This is a genomic window from Corynebacterium sp. CCUG 65737, assembly GCF_024454115.1.
GTDB lineage: Bacteria > Actinomycetota > Actinomycetes > Mycobacteriales > Mycobacteriaceae > Corynebacterium > Corynebacterium genitalium.
This window is the reverse complement of the sequence record NZ_JAGPZB010000004.1, coordinates 15,165-35,720: the sequence shown is the minus strand read 5'-3', so window position 1 is coordinate 35,720 and position 20,556 is coordinate 15,165. Positions and strand designations below refer to the sequence as shown.

General features: G+C 61.8%; 18 protein-coding genes. 4 read left to right on the top strand and 14 right to left on the bottom strand.

Going from position 1 to position 20,556, the window contains the following annotated elements; translation table 11 throughout:
- Positions 1–14: 14 nt before the first annotated feature.
- On the bottom strand, positions 15–1,877 hold the full coding sequence (aspS, locus tag KBX17_RS04430; protein ID WP_040424421.1) for an aspartate--tRNA ligase: 1,863 nt from the start codon (positions 1,875–1,877) through the stop codon (positions 15–17).
- A gap of 178 nt (positions 1,878–2,055) precedes the next feature.
- On the opposite strand from aspS, the gene KBX17_RS04425 reads away from it, so the two are divergent.
- Both KBX17_RS04425 and KBX17_RS04420 read left to right on the top strand, forming a co-directional pair.
- Positions 2,056–2,964, top strand: a complete 909-nt coding sequence (locus KBX17_RS04425; RefSeq protein ID WP_256018655.1) for a neutral zinc metallopeptidase — start codon at positions 2,056–2,058, stop codon at positions 2,962–2,964.
- A gap of 20 nt (positions 2,965–2,984) precedes the next feature.
- Positions 2,985–3,704: a CBS domain-containing protein gene (locus KBX17_RS04420; RefSeq protein ID WP_255995319.1), complete on the top strand. Its 720-nt coding sequence runs from the start codon at positions 2,985–2,987 to the stop codon at positions 3,702–3,704.
- Between the two features lie 217 nt (positions 3,705–3,921).
- Here the strand turns inward: KBX17_RS04420 and KBX17_RS04415 are convergent, their stop codons facing one another.
- The 9 genes from KBX17_RS04415 to tpx all read right to left on the bottom strand — a co-directional run bounded on the left by KBX17_RS04415 (position 3,922) and on the right by tpx (position 12,815).
- Positions 3,922–4,557 carry a DUF624 domain-containing protein gene (locus KBX17_RS04415; RefSeq protein WP_005289951.1) on the bottom strand — a complete coding sequence of 212 codons (636 nt, stop codon included), beginning with the start codon at positions 4,555–4,557 and terminating at the stop codon, positions 3,922–3,924.
- A gap of 12 nt (positions 4,558–4,569) precedes the next feature.
- On the bottom strand, positions 4,570–5,514 hold the full coding sequence (locus KBX17_RS04410; RefSeq protein ID WP_256003591.1) for a carbohydrate ABC transporter permease: 945 nt from the start codon (positions 5,512–5,514) through the stop codon (positions 4,570–4,572).
- A gap of 3 nt (positions 5,515–5,517) precedes the next feature.
- On the bottom strand, positions 5,518–6,363 hold the full coding sequence (locus KBX17_RS04405) for a carbohydrate ABC transporter permease (protein WP_005289948.1): 846 nt from the start codon (positions 6,361–6,363) through the stop codon (positions 5,518–5,520).
- 30 nt (positions 6,364–6,393) lie between these two features.
- Entirely contained in the window at positions 6,394–7,737 is a 1,344-nt protein-coding gene (locus KBX17_RS04400; RefSeq protein WP_255997562.1) for an ABC transporter substrate-binding protein, read from the bottom strand.
- Positions 7,738–7,747: 10 nt separating this feature from the next.
- A complete protein-coding gene (locus tag KBX17_RS04395) occupies positions 7,748–9,028 on the bottom strand; it encodes a DUF4032 domain-containing protein (protein ID WP_255997560.1) in 1,281 nt (426 codons plus the stop codon).
- 35 nt (positions 9,029–9,063) lie between these two features.
- Positions 9,064–10,182: an ABC transporter ATP-binding protein gene (locus tag KBX17_RS04390; RefSeq protein WP_255997558.1), complete on the bottom strand. Its 1,119-nt coding sequence runs from the start codon at positions 10,180–10,182 to the stop codon at positions 9,064–9,066.
- 145 nt (positions 10,183–10,327) lie between these two features.
- Complete coding sequence (hisS, locus tag KBX17_RS04385) at positions 10,328–11,644, bottom strand: histidine--tRNA ligase (RefSeq protein ID WP_256003590.1); 1,317 nt, start codon at positions 11,642–11,644, stop codon at positions 10,328–10,330.
- 11 nt (positions 11,645–11,655) lie between these two features.
- Positions 11,656–12,315: an MBL fold metallo-hydrolase gene (locus KBX17_RS04380; protein ID WP_256003588.1), complete on the bottom strand. Its 660-nt coding sequence runs from the start codon at positions 12,313–12,315 to the stop codon at positions 11,656–11,658.
- Entirely contained in the window at positions 12,315–12,815 is a 501-nt protein-coding gene (tpx, locus tag KBX17_RS04375; RefSeq protein WP_256003582.1) for a thiol peroxidase, read from the bottom strand. The genes KBX17_RS04380 and tpx overlap by 1 nt, the downstream gene beginning before the upstream one ends.
- 144 nt (positions 12,816–12,959) lie before the next feature.
- On the opposite strand from tpx, the gene KBX17_RS04370 reads away from it, so the two are divergent.
- A complete protein-coding gene (locus KBX17_RS04370; protein WP_256003581.1) occupies positions 12,960–13,850 on the top strand; it encodes a peptidylprolyl isomerase in 891 nt (296 codons plus the stop codon).
- A gap of 335 nt (positions 13,851–14,185) precedes the next feature.
- Entirely contained in the window at positions 14,186–14,506 is a 321-nt protein-coding gene (locus tag KBX17_RS04365; protein ID WP_255997551.1) for a hypothetical protein, read from the top strand.
- 85 nt (positions 14,507–14,591) lie between these two features.
- Here the strand turns inward: KBX17_RS04365 and KBX17_RS04360 are convergent, their stop codons facing one another.
- From KBX17_RS04360 to secF, 4 genes are all read right to left on the bottom strand, one after another.
- On the bottom strand, positions 14,592–16,871 hold the full coding sequence (locus tag KBX17_RS04360) for a bifunctional (p)ppGpp synthetase/guanosine-3',5'-bis(diphosphate) 3'-pyrophosphohydrolase (protein ID WP_255997550.1): 2,280 nt from the start codon (positions 16,869–16,871) through the stop codon (positions 14,592–14,594).
- 9 nt (positions 16,872–16,880) lie between these two features.
- On the bottom strand, positions 16,881–17,489 hold the full coding sequence (locus tag KBX17_RS04355) for an adenine phosphoribosyltransferase (RefSeq protein WP_005289928.1): 609 nt from the start codon (positions 17,487–17,489) through the stop codon (positions 16,881–16,883).
- A gap of 55 nt (positions 17,490–17,544) precedes the next feature.
- Positions 17,545–19,200 (bottom strand): ABC transporter substrate-binding protein, encoded by a 1,656-nt coding sequence (locus KBX17_RS04350; protein WP_256018775.1) that lies wholly within the window; start codon positions 19,198–19,200, stop codon positions 17,545–17,547.
- Between the two features lie 117 nt (positions 19,201–19,317).
- On the bottom strand, positions 19,318–20,556 hold the full coding sequence (gene secF, locus KBX17_RS04345; protein WP_370686995.1) for a protein translocase subunit SecF: 1,239 nt from the start codon (positions 20,554–20,556) through the stop codon (positions 19,318–19,320).

Below are 20,556 nucleotides of genomic sequence, written 5' to 3'. Positions count from 1 at the left end.
GGCGTGTGCCCTCGCTACTGGCCGGGCGTGCCTGCTTCATTGAGGGACGCTTCGTCGCCGAGTTTCACCTCGTTGTCCGCGCCCGCAGCAGCCTCATTCGGCTTCTTCTCCGGCTTGAAGTCAACTCCGGTCTCCTTGCGCTGTGCAGCCGGAATCGGTCCCGGAGCGTCCGTCAGCGGGTCGACGCCGCCGCCGGACTTCGGGAAAGCGATGACGTCGCGGATGGAGTCGAAGCCGCCCAGCAGGGAGACAATGCGGTCCCAGCCGAAGGCGATGCCGCCGTGGGGCGGGGCTCCGAAGGAGAAAGCGTCGAGCAGGAAGCCGAACTTCTCCTGCGCTTCCTCATCACCAATGCCCATGACGTCGAAGACGCGCTTTTGCACATCCTGGTTGTGGATACGGATCGAGCCGCCGCCGATCTCGTTACCGTTGCAGACAATGTCGTAGGCGTAGGCCAGAGCCTCACCCGGCTCCTTGTCAAAGCTGTCCAGGTACTCCGGCTTCGGCGAGGTGAAGGCGTGGTGCACGGCCGTCCACTGGGAGTTGCCCAATGCGACGTCGCCGGATGCCGTGGCGTCCGCTGCGGGCTCGAACATCGGGGCGTCGACGACCCAGGTGAAGGCCCACGCGTCATCGTCGATAAGCCCGAGCTTGTTGGCGATCTCACCGCGTGCGGCACCGAGAAGCGCACGCGAAGATTTCGTGTCGCCGGCGGCGAAGAAGATGCAGTCGCCCGGCTTCGCGCCCACGTGCGCGGCAATGCCTTCGCGCTCAGCGTCGGTGATGTTCTTTGCCACGGGACCAGACAGCTCGCCGTCCTCCCCGATGAGGATGTACGCCAGGCCCTTGGCGCCGCGTTGCTTTGCCCATTCCTGCCAAGCGTCGAGCTGGCGGCGCGGCTGGGAGGCACCACCCTCCATGACGACGGCGCCGACGTACTCGTTCTGGAAGACGCGGAAGGTGGTGTCCTTGAAGAAGTCGGTGCACTCCACCAGCTCGATGTCGAAGCGCAGGTCCGGCTTGTCGGAGCCGTACTTCTCCATCGCTTCCTTGTAGGTCATGCGCGGAATCGGTGTGGGGATCTCGTAGCCGATGAGCTTCCACAGCTCCACCACGATTTCCTCGGCGAGCTCAATAATGTCGTCCTGGTCGACAAAGCTGGCCTCAATATCCAGCTGGGTGAATTCCGGCTGGCGGTCGGCGCGGAAGTCCTCGTCGCGGTAGCAGCGCGCGATTTGGAAGTAGCGCTCCATGCCGGCCACCATGAGCAGCTGCTTGAACAGCTGCGGCGACTGCGGCAGCGCGTACCAGGAACCCGGGCGCAGACGGGCCGGGACGAGGAAGTCACGGGCACCTTCCGGGGTGGAACGCGTCAGCGTCGGGGTTTCGATTTCCACGAACTCGTGCTTGCTCAGCACGTCGCGGGCAGCCTTGTTGGCCTTCGAGCGCAAACGCAGGGCTTCGGCCTGGCGCTCACGGCGCAGATCCAGGTAGCGGTAGCGCAGGCGGGTTTCCTCGCCGACCTCGCCGGAAGAGAAGTCTTCGACCTGGAACGGCAAGGCCGCAGACTTGGACAGCACCTCAAGCTCGGTGGCGTTGACCTCGATCTCCCCAGAGGCCAGGTTCGGGTTTGCAGAGCCCTCCGGACGCGGTTCCACCACACCGGTGACCTTGACACAGAACTCGCTGCGCAGGTCGTGAGCGGCCTCAGCGACATCAGACTCACGGAAGACCACCTGCGCGTAACCGGAACGGTCACGCAAATCAATGAAGATCACGCCGCCGTGGTCACGGCGACGACCAACCCAGCCGGTGAGGGTGACGGTCTGGCCGTCCATGTCTTTACGGAGATCTCCCGCAAGGTGAGTGCGCAGCACGGTGTACTCCACGTCCTTCCACGTTTCGAGCTTGAACGATTGCGTTTAACTCCCGCGAGTCTACCCAATGGCCCGACCACTCCCACGAACGGCTGTTCTCCACGGTTCGCGTCGACTATGACCCGGTGCTGTGGCAGTTCACGGCAGCAGTGGCGCGATGCTGTGGCACAATTCACGTATGACGTTCAAGAGCGGTGTGACCCCGACGGGTCAAGGTGTAAGCACCTCCGGCGGCAGCGGCCGCCGTGGCGGTGGCGGTATGCCCATCATGGTTGGCGGCGGCGGACTGGGCACCCTGGTCCTCGTCGCTTTGTTCCTCTTGCTGGGCGGCGGGGGCGGTGGCGGCGGTACATCGCCCGCCCCGCAAGGCCAGGGCCAGCACAGCGAGCAGGGTGGCGACGGCTTCGATCTGGCCCAGTGCCAGCGCGAAGGTGCTGTCAACGAGATTCCGGAGTGCCGCGCTGCTGCCACCGCAGATTCTTTGAACAACATTTGGGGCGGGGTCCTGCCGGAGCAGGCGGGCATCGACTACTCCATGCCGAACATGCGCATGTTTGAAGGCGACGTACAGACCGGCTGCGGTTTCGCCAGCGCTGACACCGGCCCGTTCTACTGCCCGCGGGACAAGACGATCTATATTGACGTGAGCTTTTACAACCAGCTCGAGCGCATGGGCGGTTCTGACGGCTCTCTGTCACAGATGTACGTCGTCGCCCACGAGTGGGGCCACCACCTTCAGAACCTCGAAGGCACCCTGGGCCTGAGTGACTACAACAACCCAGGCGAAGACTCTGCTGCGGTCGCCATTGAGCTGCAAGCCGACTGCTACGCCGGTGTGTGGGCATCCCGCGCCGACAAGGGCGAGGACGCCATGCTGGAACCGATCACTGAAGAGCAGGTCAAGCAAGCAGTCCAGACCGCCCGCGCGATCGGCGACGACCACATCCAGGAGCAGTCGGGCCGCGAGGTCAACCCTGACGCGTGGACCCACGGTTCATCCGAGCAGCGCCAGCAGCTCTTCCTCGCCGGCTACAGCTCCGGCTCCATGTCCCAGTGCGACACCCTAAACCGCGGCGCCTACAAGTAGACCCCTTTCACTGAGTAGTTATGAGCGAACCCACCAACCGTGCCGTCCCCTTCATGGCCGCCTTCAACGACATTGAGAGCTTTCTCCGCACCGCTTTGGACGCGAAGAAGTCGGACAGCTTCAACTGGATGGTCTCCAAGGCGGAGAAGAAGAACATTGTCACCCCCGCCCAGGCCAACGACCTGAAAGAGTTCGCCAGCCTCCGCAACGCCATTAGCCATGGTGAGTGGCAGGACTTCCGCCCCATCGCCGAGCCGCTGGCGGAGACGGTCGCGGAGATCGAGCGGATCCGCGACCAGCTTCTCGATCCCCCGCTGGCCATCGACGTCCTCGGCCACCAGGACGTGATCACGTTCTCACCCGATGACGACATTCACGAGCCCCTGCGCGTCATCCGTGACACCGGTATCTCCCAGTTCCCCGTTTACGACGACCGCCAGTGCATTGGTGTCCTCACCACAAACACCATCGCTCGCTGGCTCGCTGAGGACCTGGCTGAAGACGACACCATTAGCGCCAAGCCCGTCGGAGAGATCCTCTCCCACAATGAGCCCAAAGACCACGCGATCTTCATGCCGCGCACTGCCACTGCAGTCGAGGTCATTCACGCGCTCACCTCGCCCGGCAACGAGCGCACACTCCCCCGCTTGGTCATCATCACCGAGCACGGGAACCCGAACCAGCAGCCGCTGTGCGTGGTTACTGCCTCCAATTTGCCCGCGCTTTTCGACGCCGCTTAGCCCCCGGCCCCTCACCGCAGCCCCCGGAACGAACGCTCCCGGTTCATCCCGCCCCGCCGTGAACATATAAAGGCTTTGTGATTTTCGTGCCGTTGAAATCGGCTGCACAAACGCCCAGTTCAGTTGTTACTTATGGGACAGGAGTTACTTGACGCGTGGACGGCACGAAAATGCGGCTCCCTGAACGCGCTCGCGCCCGCCACCCCGGCCCCCGGGTTTAATCAGCGAGCTCCTGCCCGAGCGGGCGCGCCAGCACGAGTCGCACGAGGTACAGCGCAACGGCGGGAATGAAGAAGAACGCCAGTGGCACTGATAGGGCAACCGGCAGTTTGATCGCGACAAGCGCTGCTCCTGCCACGACAAGGACAGCGATGACTGTGCGGCCGAGGAACCGGAACGTGTTCTGAATCGCAGCTGTAGCCAGTTCCACGAAACCATCCCGGTCCTCCTCCGCAGGCAATGAGGCGAGGGCAAAGAACCACACCGTGATGCCGGCGATCATGATCGCCCCGGAGAGAGCAAGCCCTTGAATGACGGTGAGTGCAGCACCGTCGATACCAGCTTGGAACACCACGAATTGCTGGTAAACCAGCAGCGCACCCGCCAGAAGCAGCAGGATCCAGTAGAGGGATACGCTCTTCCACCGCACGGTGAGGTGCCGGATGAACATGAGCCCATAACGGGATCCCCGCCCCTGCACCATGTCCCCGACCACGGCGTTCGCGGCGCGCCACGCGGCACCCCCGGTCACCACCGGTAAGGATGTGACCACCAACAGCATGTTGAGGATCACGATGTCCGCGAGCAGCGTGAACGCCGCCATGAACTTCGAGTCGGGGTGGAAGATCTGCATGTGCTCTCGCAGCTAGCCCTTCACAGCACCTGCGGCGACGCCTTCGATGATGTGCTTCTGTGCGGCGACGTAGAAGATGATGATCGGGGTGATGGCCAGCACCAGCATGGCCATCATCGCACCGAGGTCGCGGTCGCCCTGGGATCCGATGAACTGCTGGATGACAACCGGGATGGTGCGGTACGGGGTGGACAGGCCGATGACCAGGTACGGCAGGAGGTAGTCGTTCCAGATCCACATGGCGTTGAGGATGGCCACGGTGATGGCCGTGGGCTTGAGCATCGGAAGGACAACGCGGAAGAACGTCGCCAGCGGCGAGCACCCATCGATGTAGGCGGCCTCCTCAATCTCGAGCGGAATGGATTTCACGAATCCGGAGAACATGAACACGGACAATCCGGCACCGAAGCCGAGGTAGAGCACGACCATGCCCAGCGGGTTGGCCAAGCCGAGCCGGTCGGCGATGACGACAGTCGGGAACATGACCATCTGGAACGGGATGACCATCGAGAACACGAAGGCGTAGTACAGGCCGTTGGTCCACCACGTCTTCACACGGGTGATGTAGTAGGCGGTCATCGCGGAGAAGAACACGATCACCACGACAGAGCTAATCGTGATCACGAACGACCACACGATCGCCCATCCAAACCCTTCGCCCTGCACACCAGTGACGTAGTTGGTCAGCCCAGCCCACAGCTCACCCACCGGCAGCGCGAACGGGTTGGTGGAAATGGCGAAACGGTCTTTGAACGAGTTCAACAGGATGAAGAAGATCGGCCCGAGGAACACAACGGTCAGGAAGATCAGCACTGCGTAAATGAGGACCTTCGCACCGCCGGACACTGTGGATTCGTCGGCAGCGGCGCGTTTGTCGCTTTTCGACGGCGCCTTCACCCCGGCTGCTTCAGTCTCTTCTTCGACAGCTTTATCGGTTGCGTTGATGCTGGTAGTCATGGTTTAAGCCTCCACTTCCCTGCTGCGGGTGGCGCGCAGCTGGAACATTGCGATGGCGACGACTACGACGACGAAGATGACTGCCTTCGCCTGCCCCACGCCTTCGGCGCCCACGCGGTTGAACATGGTCTTGACAATGTTGAGGGCGACCATTTCGGTCTCGCCTCCGGGTGCGCCGTCGGTAAGCGCCAAGTTCTGGTCGTAGACCTTGAACGTGTTCGACAGCGTCAGGAACAAGCAGATGGTGATTGACGGCATCATCAGCGGAATGGTCACGTGACGCAGTTCTTCCCATTTGGACACACCGTCGATCTCTGCGGCCTCGATGAGTTCCGGCGGGACGTTCTGCAGCCCAGCGATGTAGATGATCATCATGTACCCGATGAGCTGCCAGTTCATCAGCATGATCAGGCCGGCGTATCCGAAGCGCCAGTCCGCGGCGATCGTGGTCTCGTAATTCGCCAGCACAGCATTGATCATCGACTGCCAGGTGTAACCGAGCACGATGCCGCCGATCAGGTTCGGCATGAAGAACACCGTGCGGAAGAAGTTGGTGCCGCGCAGTTTCCGCGTCAGCGTCCACGCGATTGCGAATGCGATGACGTTGACGGTGATGATGGACACCACCGCCACCAGGATGGTGAAGAGCAGAGCTGAAACGAACCCTTCACGCTCGGAGAAAACGCGCGCGTAGTTGTCCAGGCCGACCCAGGTGGCATCGGTAATAGTGGTGAAGTCAGTGAATGATAGCGCCGTACCGACGAGGAACGGCACGAAGAACGCGATGCCGAATGCGATCAGTGTCGGCAGCACGAAGATGGGGAAATATTTCTTCAGTGTCTCTTGCATGGTGTGGTCCCTTGGTTGCTCCCGGTCCGCCTAATCCATCAAGGCGATCTGGTTGTCCATCTCGTACGTCCAGTCCTCTTTGAGTTTGCGCACGAGGTCCTCCCACGACATGTTGCCGTTGGCGTACTGCGCAAGGTTCTGGCCGTACAGGTCGCGGAACTGCTGGTTCGGTGAATACTGGAAGTCCCACGGGAGGGCCTCGACGGTGTCGTCGTTAAGCGCTTCCTGCACTTGGCGTGCAAGCGGATCATCTGGAACGTCGTCGATGCCGTAGTTCTCAAACGGGGCGATGAAGCCCAGCTCGTTGACGACGAGCTCCTTGCCGCGCTCGGACAGGAAGAGCCAGTCGAGGAAGTCTTGCGTGGCCTTCTGGTCTTCTTCGCTGGCCTTGTTGTTGACCGACAGGAAGTTCTCGGTGCCCACGTTGAGTCCGACATTTTCCTCGTTCGGCAGACCCATGTACATGGGCATGAACTTGATCTTGTCCTCTTTGACGGTGTTGCCGCCCTCCCCGGAAATCTGGCCCCAGGCCCAGTTGCCGTTTTGGACCATCGCGGCCTTACCGGTGGCGAATTCCGCCATCGCGTCGGACACTGCGCGGGCAGGCGCCAAGCTAGGGTTGACCGTGGAGTTTTCCAGGTACAAGTCGAGCAGGTTGTGGTAGTTCTCGCCGTAAGTGAACTCAAGCTCCCGCAGATCAGAGAAGTCTTGGACACCGCGGTCTTCGATCTCGTAGTGCAGCGGGCCGTTCATAAGGTGGTTCGTCCACCGCCACTCTTCACCGGCTCCGAGCGAGGTCGCTGCGAACACGCCCTCGATGCCCAGCTCGTCTTTGCGCGCCTGCATGTCTTCCGCCACGGCCTTCAAGTCGTCGAAGGAATTGAGCTCCTCCATCGAGGTGACCTTCGCGTCAGGAAGCGCGAAGTAGGCTTCTATGATCTCTTCGTTGTAGAGAATGCCGAAGCCCTCCATCGCGAAGGGAACGCCCACGATCTTGCCGTCCGGATCAGTGATGGGCTGCGCGTCATCCTGCAGCGATGTGGCAATCTCGAAGTCGGACATGTCGGCCAGGTAGTCCTTCCAGATGCCGTATCCTTCTTGGCCGTTGATCTGGAACAGCGTCGGCGCGTTGGATTTGGCCATCTCGGCCTTGAGCGTCTGCATGTAGGAACCGGAGGCGGCGGTGACTACTTTGACCGGCACTCCGGTCTCTGCGGTGTATTCCTCGGCGATCTCCTCGAATGCCTCGGCCTGCTCCGGTTTGAAGTTCAGGTAATACACGTTCGGGCCGTTGTTTTGCCCGCAGGCAGTGAGCAGCGACGCGCTCAACCCGACGGCGGCAACAGCCGCCAGTACGCGGGTGGTCGATTGCATGGAATGCACCTCATTCATTATCGATCGTCGTTTCAAGATCTTGGGTTTCAGCAGTGTAAATGCGCGCCTCATCGGGCCGGGCGGGCAGGATGGTGCGGAAGTAGGATTGGGCTGCCTCGTCGAGGGGAACGTAGCGCGACTCATTTTCGGAGACGAACCAGCGGTGGTCCAGAATTTCGTGAAATACTTGGACGGGCTCAAGCTTCGCGCGCAATGCGGGCGGCGTGAGCGCGACGATCGGGTCGTACCGGTTCACCAACCAGTCGAGCGCGACTTCCTCTTGGGACAGAGCACCGTCGTGGTGGAGCGCCCGGTAGACCTCCATCTCACCCAGCAATCGCTGCGCTTGCCTGTCCTGGACGTCCAACCCAGTGAGTTGTTTGAGCTTGCGGCGGTGGAAGCCGGTGGAGAACACTGCCGGTTCGATGCTCACTCGGTAGACATCGACGGTCTCGTTGTCAGCCCCGGTCCTACTCTCATGGCTGATCTCGGTCTCACCGATGTCGAAGCCGAGGGCGTGAATCTTTTCCACGTGCTCGGCAATTTGGGCGAAGGCATCGCCTTCGACAACCAGCTCCTCCGTCATGAGGCCCCACAGTTCGTGGTAGGTCGCGTCGACGGCATTGCCGAGGGCGATGACATCCACAGCGGCGTCGATGTATCCACCTGCTTGAAGGTCCATGAGTTCGCCGATGATGTTGACCCGGGCGAGCTCGACGTCGTAAAGCCTGCGTCCGCGCGAGAGCGGCTCGTGAAACTCGCCAGTCTCAGCGTCAACGAGGTACGCGGAGAACTCGTCGGCGTCGCGGCGGAACAAGGTGTTCGACAACGACACGTCGCCCCAATAGAAGTTCAGCAGGTGAAGGCGAACGAGCAGCACCGCAAGTGCCCGAATCAGCTTGCTCACCGTCTCTGGACCCAGTGCCCGGCTGAACACGTCGCGGTACGGCAACGAGAATTCCAGGTGCTCCGTGACCAGGCACGGTGTGAGTTGCTCTTCCCCCGACGCGCTGGTGCGGTTAGCCACGACAGCGACGGGAGTCACACACGGAATGTCGAGAGTACGGAGCTTTTTCAGCGTGCGGTACTCGTGGTACGCCACCGACTCGCCGATCTCTTTGATGGCCAGAGCCGCTCCCCCGGCAGAAATCAGTCGAACCGTATGCCGCGAGATGCCCCGCGGGTGCGCAGCGAGCAGCTCAGAAGGCCAGTTCTCCAGCGGGGTGGACCATGGCAGGCGAAGCAGCACCTTGGCATACGCCGGCGACTGGATGCTCATTTTCTCTGACATGGTCACTTCACCCCGCGCGGAAAGCGCGGCTTGTTCTAGATCCTTTTCCCGGTGGCCTTAGAGAACACGTGGAGACCGCCCTCATTGACGGTGACGTGAATGATGTCACCGTCTTTGATCCCGGACATCGGTGCCACGCGCACCACAATCTGGCCGGCTGCGGAATCGTCCACGCCCTCTTCGCGCCACTCGCCGCCGACCAGGTGACCGTAGATGAAGGAATCGGAGCCGAGTTCCTCGATGAAATCGACCTCAACGGGCACAGTGTGCTCGGTGGTCTCCGGAACAACGGTCAGAGCCTCCGGGCGGAACCCGATGATGATCTGGTTGTTGTCCTCCGGCGTGAGAGCCTGAACGTGCTCAGGTGCGAGCGGGATGGATGCATCGCCGAGTCGCGCCACATTGCCTTCAACATTGAACGTGGACAGGTTCATCGCCGGGGAACCGATGAAGCCGGCGACGAAGACGTTGACGGGCTCCTCGTACAGCTCGCGCGGAGTGCCCACCTGCTGCAGCACACCGAAGTTGAGCACGGCGATCCGGTCGCCCATGGTCAAGGCCTCGGTCTGGTCGTGAGTGACGTAAATGGTGGTCACACCCATGCGGCGCTGGAGGCTGGCAATCTGGGTACGAGTCTGCACACGCAGCTTCGCATCCAGGTTGGACAGTGGCTCATCCATGAGGAAGACCTGCGGCTCGCGTACGATGGCGCGCCCCATGGCCACACGCTGACGCTGACCACCGGACAGCGCCTTCGGTTTGCGGTCGAGGTACTCAGTCAGGTCGAGCGTTTTCGCGGCTTCCTCGACGCGGCGGTCGATATCGCCTTTATCCATGCCCGCGATCTTCAGGGCAAAACCCATGTTCTCGCGCACGGTCATGTGCGGGTACAGGGCGTAGTTCTGGAAGACCATGGCGATGTCGCGGTCTTTCGGCGACTCGTTCGTGACATCGCGGTCGCCGATCAGAATGCGTCCCTCGTTCGTCTCCTCCAAGCCTGCGAGCATGCGCAGCGCGGTGGATTTTCCGGAGCCAGACGGCCCAACGAGAACAAGAAACTCGCCGTCCGCGATTTCAAGATCGAGCTTATCGACGCTTGGTTTGACCGCCTTCGGATAAATCCTCGTGGCCTTGTCGTAGATCACCGTTGCCATATGCTTCTCCTCTGTTAGCCGGCGAACCCATCGGTTTAGTTTTCATCAAACCTTAGGTTGACCTTAACATCGGCGATTCACTTCCAAGGCATTCTGCAGCTATGGGCTTACTCACCCCCACTACCCCCGCGTCAACCGGGGCAAATTATTGCTCGTCGGTGTCGTTAGGGACGAAGATCGCGTCGATGATCTCGTGAACGTCGAGGGCAACGGTCTTCTGAGTTTGGTCCTCGAGGTTCTTGACGGTGATCTCTCCTGCTTCCAGCTCGCGTTCGCCGAGCACGAGGGCTGCAGCCGCGCCGGAGCGGTCTGCTCCCTTCATCGCTCCCTTAAGGCCGCGCCCGCCGTAGGACATGTCGGCGGAGATGCCGTTGGCGCGGAGCTCATCGATAAGCAATGCCATGCGCTTCTGGGCCTGCTCGCCAATGCCCACACCGTATGCAATAACGCGCTGGTCAACGCCCTCGATCTTCACTCTTTCAGCTTCCAGAGCGAGCACAGTGCGATCGACGCCGAGGCCGAAGCCGATGCCGGAGAGGTCTTGGCCGCCGATTTGGGCCATCAGGCCGTCGTAACGCCCGCCGCCACCGATGCCGGACTGTGCGCCAAGGCCGTCGTGAACGAACTCGAAGCACGTCTTGGTGTAGTAGTCCAGGCCGCGGACCATGCGCGGGTTGATGGTGTAGGCAATGCCGAGGTCATCGAGCGAGCCGCTGACCGTCTCGAAATGCGCACGGCACTCATCACTCAAGTGGTCGAGCATGAGCGGCGCGTCCGCGGTCATCTCCTGGACCTCGGGGCGCTTGTCGTCCAGGACACGCAAGGGGTTGATCTGCGCGCGGTGACGGGTTTCCTCATCCAGCGGAAGGTCCAGGAGGAAGTCCTGCAGTTTCTGGCGATAGGCCGGGCGGCAGGTGCTATCCCCCAGGCTGGTCAGCTCGAGGCGGTAACCGGTCAGGCCCACTGCGCGGTAGCAGCGATCTGCCAGGGCGATCACTTCGACGTCCAGAAGCGGATCATCAACACCGATCGCCTCCACACCGACCTGCTGGAGCTGGCGGTAGCGGCCGGCCTGCGGGCGCTCGTAGCGGAAGAACGGGCCGTAGTAGTTGAGCTTGACCGGCAGCTGGCCGCGGTCGAGATTGTGCTCGATGACGGCACGCATGACGCCAGCTGTGCCCTCCGGGCGCAGTGTGACAGAGCGGTCACCGCGGTCGGCGAAGGTGTACATCTCCTTCGAAACCACATCGGTGGACTCGCCGACACCGCGCGCGAAGAGCGTGGTGTCCTCAAAAATCGGCAACTCGATGTGCTGGTAACCAGCCAGCTGCGCCTGGCGGACGAACTCGGAGCGGACCGCATGGAACGTGGCGGACGTCGGCGGGACGTAATCCGGCACGCCCTTCGGGGCGCTCAGCGGCTGAAACTTCTCGGTCTTTTCGGGCTGGCCAGTGTTGCTCACGTCGGTCGATCTTAGCGCGCGGAGCGTGCCTCGATGAGAAACGGGTTCGTCCGACGTTCCTTGTCCATTGTGGTGGCTGCGCCATGGCCGGGTAAAAGGGTGAGCGAGTCGTCGAGGTCCCACACGGGCCCCGCCAAAGACTCATTCATTGCAGCCGGGTCGCCGAGTGGTAGATCTGTGCGGCCGATCGTCCCGGCGAAAAGAACGTCGCCAGTCAATGCCACGTTCTCCTCGTCATTGACAAGGATCGATGACCCCGGTGAGTGGCCGGGCGCGTGAACGATCCGGAAGTCGATCCCAGCAAACGTCATCGTGGAGCCAGCCTCAAGGTGGCGCAGATCTTCCGGCATCTTCATGTCGTCGGTGCGGAAAAGCTGCGCGAACTGGCCGGGTGCGCCCCACTTCGGGTCGAGCATGACTTCATCGTCAGGGTGGATGTAGACAGGCACGTCGAACTCAGCGCACTCGCGCGTGTGATCAATGTGGCCGTGGGTGAGCACAACGCACTCAAGCTGCGCACCGAACTGCCCCAAAAGTTCGCGCACCTTATCGACGGTGCCGAGCCCCGGGTCCACAACAAACGCCGCCGGCCGGTCAGACCCGTCCGCCGTGCCGACCACGACGTAGGTATTGGTCTGAAATGGCCCGGCAGTGAAACCAGAAAGCTGCATTACTTGCCCAGCGCTTCCTTGGCCGCGTCGTAGTCGGGCTCGTTCGCGATCTCGCCGACGAGTTCGGTGTGCACGACGTTGTGGTCCGCATCGGTCACCACGACGGAGCGCGCGAGCAGCCCCTCGATGGGCGAACCCTGCATGACCACGCCGTAGTCCTCGCCGAAGGTGGAGCGGAATGCGGAGGCGGCAACAACGTTGTCGATCCCCTCAGCCGCGCAGAATCGCTGCTGTGCAAACGGCAGGTCCTTGGAAATGCACAGGACCACGGTGTCGTCGACATCAGCGGCCACTTTGTTAAACGTGCGCACGGACTGAGCGCAGACGCCAGTGTCCAGGGACGGGAAGATGTTGAGCACTAGTTTCTTGCCAGCGAAGTCGGAGTCGCGGACAGTGCCCATGTCGCCGCCGACGAGCTCGAAGGACGGGATTGCGGAGCCCACTGCGGGCAATTCACCGGAAGTCGTGGTCGGTTCGTTGCGGAATGTCACCTTAGCCATGCGCCCCACAGTAAATAAGGGCGCGCAATCCCGCCACGATCGCTGAACACTCGACTCGCGACCCATCGCACCCCCGCGAAGCACCCACCGACTAGTCTTTTTATGCATTCGACCACCTAGGCCCATTACTTAAAGGGAGTTCACGTGACCAACAATGCACAGCGCGGTAAGGATGCTCTGAAAGAGCTCGACCGCGAGATCAAGGCGCGCGACCGCAAGGAGCAGCAGCGCCCCTGGACTATTGCGGCCCTGTCGCTGCTGGTGATTGCACTTGTCGGTGGCGGCATCTACTTGGCCGCAACCTGGGGCAGTGATGACGAAGAGATCTCGGCCGAGGAGCAGGAACAAGAGCAGACCGAGGAACAGCAGGAGATGGACCCGGTGGCCCTGTCCCGCCAACGCTCCGAGCCGTTGGAAGAGACAGTCTCTTGCACCTACGAAGAGGACGGCACGGACGAGTTCTTCAAGGGCCTGCCGGAGCAGGAGAACGTCTCCACCCAGGGCACGGTGGACATCACCCTGGACACGTCTGCCGGCCCGATCGGCATGACGCTGGACCGTTCCGTCTCCCCGTGCACGGTCAACGCGATCGAATACCTGGCAAAAGAGGGCTACTACAACGACACCATCTGCCACCGCATCACCACTGAAGGCATTCATGTCCTGCAGTGCGGTGACCCGTCCGGCACCGGTTCCGGCGGACCGGGCTTCAAGTTCGCCGATGAGTACCCGGTCGATGACCCAGCCGAGAACGAGAACATGACCTCCCTTTACGAGCGCGGCACCATCGCGATGGCCAACTCCGGACCGGGCTCGAATGGTTCCCAGTTCTTCCTCAACTACCAGGATTCTCCGCTCCCGCCGGCGTACACCTACTTCGGCACCATCAGCGACGAAGGCCTGGCGACTCTGGACAAGATCGCCGAGAAGGGCGTGAAGGAGCCGGAGAATGAAGAAGAGGCGATGGGCATGATGAGCCCGGGCGACGGCACCCCGGCTGAGGAAGTCCGGATCACCTCCGCAACGGTCGGATAACACCCCACATATGCGATCCCCCGCACAGTGATGATCATCACAGTGGCGGGGGATTTCCTTTTGCTTTTCGCTTTACGACGCTCCCAGCTCGCCCACGGCAAACATCCACCATTCCTTCAAGCACATAGACAATCGCCATGTCAGTTGGTTTTTCTCCGACCGGACAAGGAATGGACCGCTCTACCAGTAACTTTCGAGCTCAAACACAGATTTGCCCGGTTCCAAAGCAGAATCCGTCCAAATGTGGTGAATTCCCTGTGAACCACCTTGCCCGCCTGATACGCGATATGTAAGGTAACAACCGTCATAACGAGCTTCTTCTGAAAGGCATCCACATGAAGATCCGCAAGGGCCTCCTCGCCGCTGCAACCGCAGCAACCGTTTCCATCTCCGGCATGACCGCTCCGGCTTTCGCCGCGAGCAGCGACAAGCCCGCTACCGCCGTTGAGGCCACCGACGACACCACCACCGAAGGTAACGAAGAGGGCTCCTCGTTCAAGAAGTTCGGCGAGGACCTGAAGGCGGGTTCCTCCGATAAGGACGGCAACTGGGACCCGAAGAAAATCTCGGCTTGGATCGGTGTGTTCACCGCACTCCTTACCGCCGTCGGCGCTCTAATCAAGTTCCTCGACAAGAACTTCGACATCAAGTTCTAGGGCATCACCCTTGATCGGCGCCTAGTATGAGGCCATCCGGCCGCCGGGATTTCCCGGCGGTCTTTTTCATTGCGGTGGGGGCGCTTTAGGCGGTCACGCGGTAGACGTCGAAAACGCCCTCGATATTGCGCACCTGGTTCATCAGGGTGCCCAGCTGTTTGGTGTCTGAGACCTGGAATGTGAACCGCACGGTGGCGATGTGGTCGTCGTCGCAGCGATGGTTGAACGCGACGACAGGCAGCTTCTGGTCGTTGAGCACACGGGTGAGCTCAGCGAGCAAGCCTTGCTTGTCCAGCGCCTCCAACTGCATCGTGGCCAGGGAGACGCCGCCGTGGCGGGATCCGCGGTCCCAGGCGACGTCGATAAGCCGTGCTTCTTCCGCTCGAAGCTTGTCGGCGTTCGTGCAATCGGAGCGGTGCACCGAGACTCCCCCGCCGCGGGTGACAAAACCGAAGATCTCGTCCCCCGGCACTGGCTGACAGCAACGTGCAAGTTTCGCCATGACATCCGGGGATCCCTGCACCAGAATGCCGGGCCCGTCGGAGCTGCTGGGCGCCTTGGTCATTTCTGACATCGGGGTGCGCGCGGTGAGCGCATCGACGGCGTCATCCTCGTCGCCGAACATCTCGACGAGCATGCTCACAACGTGCTTGGCGGAGACCTGGCCGGCACCGATGGCTGCGTAGAGCGAATCGATGCTGTCGTGGTGCAGCTGAGCGGCAACCTTGTTCATGGAATCCGTCGTGAACAGACGGTGTAACGGCAAACCGCCGCGCTGCACCTCAGCGGCGAGCGCGTCACGCCCGGCTTCCAGGTGCACCTCGCGGCGCTCCTTGGCAAACCACTGGCGGATCTTGTTGCGCGCACGCGGCGAGACGACGAAGTCCTGCCAGTCGCGCGACGGTCCGGCGTTGGGGTCCTTAGAGGTGAACACCTCCACGCGGTCGCCTGACTTCAGTGTCGACTCGAGCGCGACCAGTTTGCCGTTGACCTTCGCGCCGATGCAGCGGTGGCCGACCTCCGTATGGACGGCGTAGGCGAAGTCTACCGGAGTGGACCCCGATGGCAGGTTGATCACGTCACCTTTCGGGGTGAAGCAGAAGATCTGGGCGGATGTCAGGTCGTAGCGTAGAGAGTCGAGGAACTCGTTCGGGTCGGCCGCTTCTTTCTGCCAGTCGAGCAACTGGCGCATCCAGGTCATCTGGTCCAGCTCGGCCTGGTCGCCCTTGTGCGAGCCCTTCGTCTCCTTGTAGCGCCAGTGCGCGGCCACGCCGAACTCGGCGTTATAGTGCATCTCGTGCGTGCGCACCTGGATCTCCAGGGGACGGCCCGAATCGTTCATCACCGTGGTGTGCAGCGACTGGTACACGCCAAAGCGCGGGTTGGAGATGTAGTCCTTGAACCGTCCCGGCATCGCCGAGTACATGGAGTGGACCACGCCGATCGCCGCATAGCAGTCGCTGACGTTGTCCACCAAGATCCGGATGCCCACCAGGTCGAAGATCTCGTTGAAGTCGCGGCCGCGCACCACCATCTTCTGGTAAATCGACCAGTAGTGCTTCGGACGGCCCATGACGTCGGCCCTGACACCGTTGGATTTCAGCTCGGTCTGAATCTCCGCGGTGATCTCCTTCAGGGCCCGGTCGCGCGAGGGGGCGCGCTCGGCGACAAGGCGCACGATCTCCTCGTACTTCTTCGGGTACAAGATGGCGAAAGCCAGGTCTTCGAGCTCCCACTTGACCGTTGCCATTCCCAGGCGATGCGCCAGCGGAGCGATGACCTCCAAGGTTTCGCGGGCCTTTTTCTGCTGCTTCTCCGGGGGAAGGAAACGCATCGTGCGCATGTTGTGCAGGCGGTCGGCCACCTTGATCACCAGCACGCGCGGGTCATGGGCCATGGCCACGACCATCTTGCGTACTGTCTCTGCCTCAGCGGCGGAGCCGAAGGCGACTTTGTCGAGCTTGGTCACACCGTCGACAAGCCGTGCGACCTCAGGCCCGAAGTCGTCCGTGAGATCCGCGAGCGAGTAGTCGGTGTCCTCCACCGTGTCGTGCAGCAGTGCGGCGACAACGGTGGTGGTGTCCATACCGATCTCCGCGCAGATGGTGGCCACTGCCAGCGGGTGGGTGATGTACGGGTCACCGGATTTGCGCGACACGCCCTCATGCAGGCGTTCTGCTGTGTCGTAGGCGCGGGTGAGAACCTCGGCGTCGGCCTTAGGGTGGTACTTCTTGTGGATCGCGAACAGAGGCTCCAGCACCGGGTTAGTCTTCGGGCGTCCACCGGTCAGCGACCGCGCGAGGCGGGCGGAAACGCTGCGCATGGACGCGCCCGATCGGCGTTGGGGCTTGTCGGTCGACGTCATACGGACATTCTAGGCTGCGTCCGGCTCACCGCTGTTAATGACCACGAGCGGAACATCGCCCAAGCGCTCACGTCCGCCCAAACCGGACACCTCGAGCACGACCACGCATCCGGCGACAGTGCCGCCAGCACGCTCAATCAAGTGGCGGGCGGCGACGAGGGTGCCACCAGTGGCCAAGACATCGTCGACAAGCACAATGCGCTTGCCCTCGACATTCATGCCCTCCGCCGGAATCTCCAGCGCTGCTTCGCCGTACTCGAGCGAGTACTCCTCACTGATCACCGGCGGAGGCAGCTTGCCCTTCTTGCGGATGGCCAAGATACCCAACCCCATCTCATAGGCGACCGCGGAGCCGAGCAGGAAACCGCGGGCGTCCAGACCGCCAATCATGTCGGCACCGAGGTTCTGGGACGCCTGGGCCATCTCTTCGATGACGATGTGGAGCGCGTCGCCGTCTGCGAGCACCGGCGTCAAATCCTCGAACAACACTCCCTCTTCGGGAAAGTCCTGCACGTAGCGCATCTTGTCAGCCAATGCCTCGCGCGCGCTGCGGTACTTCGGCTTACTGCCGTGCTCGTTAGCGAGGGCTTCTTCAGGGTTGTTGGCAGGGGTATTCACGGTGCGACAGCGTCCTTACGTGGATTGCGCGGGCTCAATACGGCTAGGCGGGGGTTCAGGATTCCGAACCGGGGACCAGCCAGCGGTCCATGTTCCAGCCAATCCCGACAGGGCCAGTGTAGACCACGACGTTCTGGATGTTCTTGTTCACAATGAACGTCCGCGGCTGCGCCGACAGCGGAATCGATGGGACCTCGTCCCAGAGGCGCTCTTCTTCCGAGCGCAGGCCGCTCAGCTCTTCGGAGCGAGCGTTGGAGGTGTCATACTCGCTCATCGGGTCCACGGCACCAAGGAACGCGTCAATCGGCTCAGATTCAGCGCGGTCATTCCAGGCCGGCTCAAGCTTCATCAGGTCGGCGCGGGTTTTCCCGGGGCCCGTCACGTCGGTGACAGTGATGCCGGCGGGTTCACACGCTTTCCGCATCTCTTCCACCATGGCTTGCATGCGCGGGCTCGGCGTCGCGTACCCCACGCGCAGCTCGAGGCCCGATGCAGATTGCGCTTCCTCGATGTTCTGCTCTATGTGCCGGTTCGCAATGTCGCCCAGGCGGCGCGCCAAAGGATCGTTGTGGTTGAGCACGTGCACAGGCGAGACGGGAACTTCAATCCCGGCAACGCGTGACGACGCTTCCGCCACCGCCTTATTATCAATGCACTTCGACAACGCCTGACGGTTCTCCTTGGTCGCCCACGGGCCTGCGTCGGCGAACACGAGCGTGTCCGTCATCTCCCCGATCACGGTCTGCAGCTCCTGGTGGCTTTCCGGAGCGTCACTGTCCTCCACGGACTGATCCTCGTTAGCCGGCTCAGTGTGGTCGGGGTTGTCACCGGCCACCGCGTCGTCGGCGTGCGCCCCCTCATCGGGCAGCGGCTCAGCGTGGAACCACTCCGGGTTGTGGTCATTGAGGTCAGCGACCATGAGAGCGCCGACGTTCTGCAACTCTGTCGAATCCTTCGACGGCGGCCAGACAACGATGCGGTCCATCTCCGGTGCGTCCCCGTAGTAGTTCTCGTTGGGGACTAAGGTGACCTCACCGCCCTCGCCCACGCTCTCAATCGAGTACGGGCCGAAGGACACCTGCAGCTCTGGATCGAACCCAGCCATGGTGAAGCCGTAGCGCCACACATCCGCCGTCCTTGCGAGGACGTCTTCATTCATGTCTTGCAGCGCGGTAGTCAGTTCGGCTTTGCTCATCCCCAGCTTGCGCGCGATCGCGTGCGCCGGCAGCACCGTTCCGGCGCCAAAGAGTTCGCGCCAGCGTCCACCCTTGCCTTCCTGGAACACGACCGTGAATTCTTTCGCGCCCGGCTTGCAGTCAACACTTTCCACCTGCTGCATCTGCGGCATGTGGGAGGAGAAAATCTGCGGGTTGGCACCAGCCGTGTAGGCAAGGGTGTAGTCGTCGCACGTCACCGGCTCACCGTCTGAGAACACAGCCTGATCGGACAGGGTGTACACGACTTGGCGCTGCGGGCCAGGGAGAACCTGCGTCTCCATCAGGTCGGTGTTCGGGATGCGTTGACCGGACGGCCCGGGAACGAAGACTCCGGGAAACACGCGGCCAGACAAGCGCTGCATCTTCAGGGAATCACCGACGTTTGACCCGGCGTTCGTGGTCACCAGCGGGTCCGACAGCTGGTAGCCGAAGGAATCAAGAGCATCAGCGCCGGAGGAGTCCTTTTCAGATTCACTGCACCCGCTCAACACCATCGCTGACACGGCAAGTATAGCCGCGACCTGCTTTCCACGGTTCCACCTCACGGGCAGTTCCCCTTCCTTCCGGACATTGTCTCGATAGCGTTTGAACTTAGGCTACAAACCAGCACACTAGCGCTGGCTCGGCCTCCACGTCGTGGTGGTTGTGCGTGCCGCATCGGTCTCGACCTCATTGTAGGAAGCCGACGTCACCGGAGAGGTCACCGTGCGCTTGGGCTTTCCACCAGCAACATCAGCGTTGTCGTCATCGTCGTCTTCCGCACCGTTCTTGCCGGCGCGGTAGTCAGCCACCGCTTGGTTGTGCCGCTTGTACTTGCTCTTCATGTTGGTCAGGCTGACCAGCAGCGGAGTAGCCAGGAACAGGGAGGAGAAAATGCCCTCCACAACGCCGATGAGCTGAATGAGCGCCAAGTCTTGCAGGGTGCCCACGCCGAGCATCCACACGGCGACAACCATCAGGGCGATGATCGGCAGCGCCGAGATGACAGAGGTGGAGATAGAACGCATGACAGTCTGATTGACCGCCAGGTTCGCTTCCTCGGCGTACGTCGACCTGCGCGAGTCCAAGACACCTTCCGTGTTCTCCTTGACCTTGTCAAAGACGATGACAGTGTCGTAGATCGAGAAGGTCAGCACGGTCAGCAGACCGATGATCATCGCCGGGGTGACTTCCAGGCCGAAGAGCGAGTAGATGCCCATGATGATAATGCCGTCGATAAGCAGGGCGAGCATGGCCGCGATCGCCATATTGCGCTGCAGACGAATAGCCACGTACGCGGCGGCTGCGATGAGGAAGATCACCATCGACAGGATCATGCGCTGAGTGATCGTGGAACCCCAGGATTCGGAGACAGTCGAGTCGCCAATGGCGTCAGGGGTCGCTTCGCCGGCAGCATCCTTCGGCTGGTGCTGCTCGTAGATGGCCAGGCGGGCGGCGTCGATCTGCTCCTGAGTAAGGTGCTCGGAGTTGATTTCCAGCGAGCGCGCGTCACCCGCACCGACGATCTGGGTCAGCTCCGGGGTGACACCCGTGGCGTCGACGAAGGTCTCCTCCACTTCCTCAGCCACAAGATCGCCGGCCGGCATCGTCATCTTGGTGCCGCCCTCGAAGTCGATGCCCAGGTTGAAACCGCGAATGAGCATGGCCGCAATCGAGATGACCAGCAGGGCGACGGTGATCAGGTACCACAGCTTCGAACGGCCGACGAAGTCGATCGCACCGGATCCCTCATACAGGCGCTCCATACCCTTGGTGGCCGTGGTCTGCTTCGTCTGCGTGGTCTTTGCCGCCGTGGCAGCAGAGTCGGAGGTAGTAGCTCCGTTGTCGTGAGCGTTGACGGAGGTAGTCAT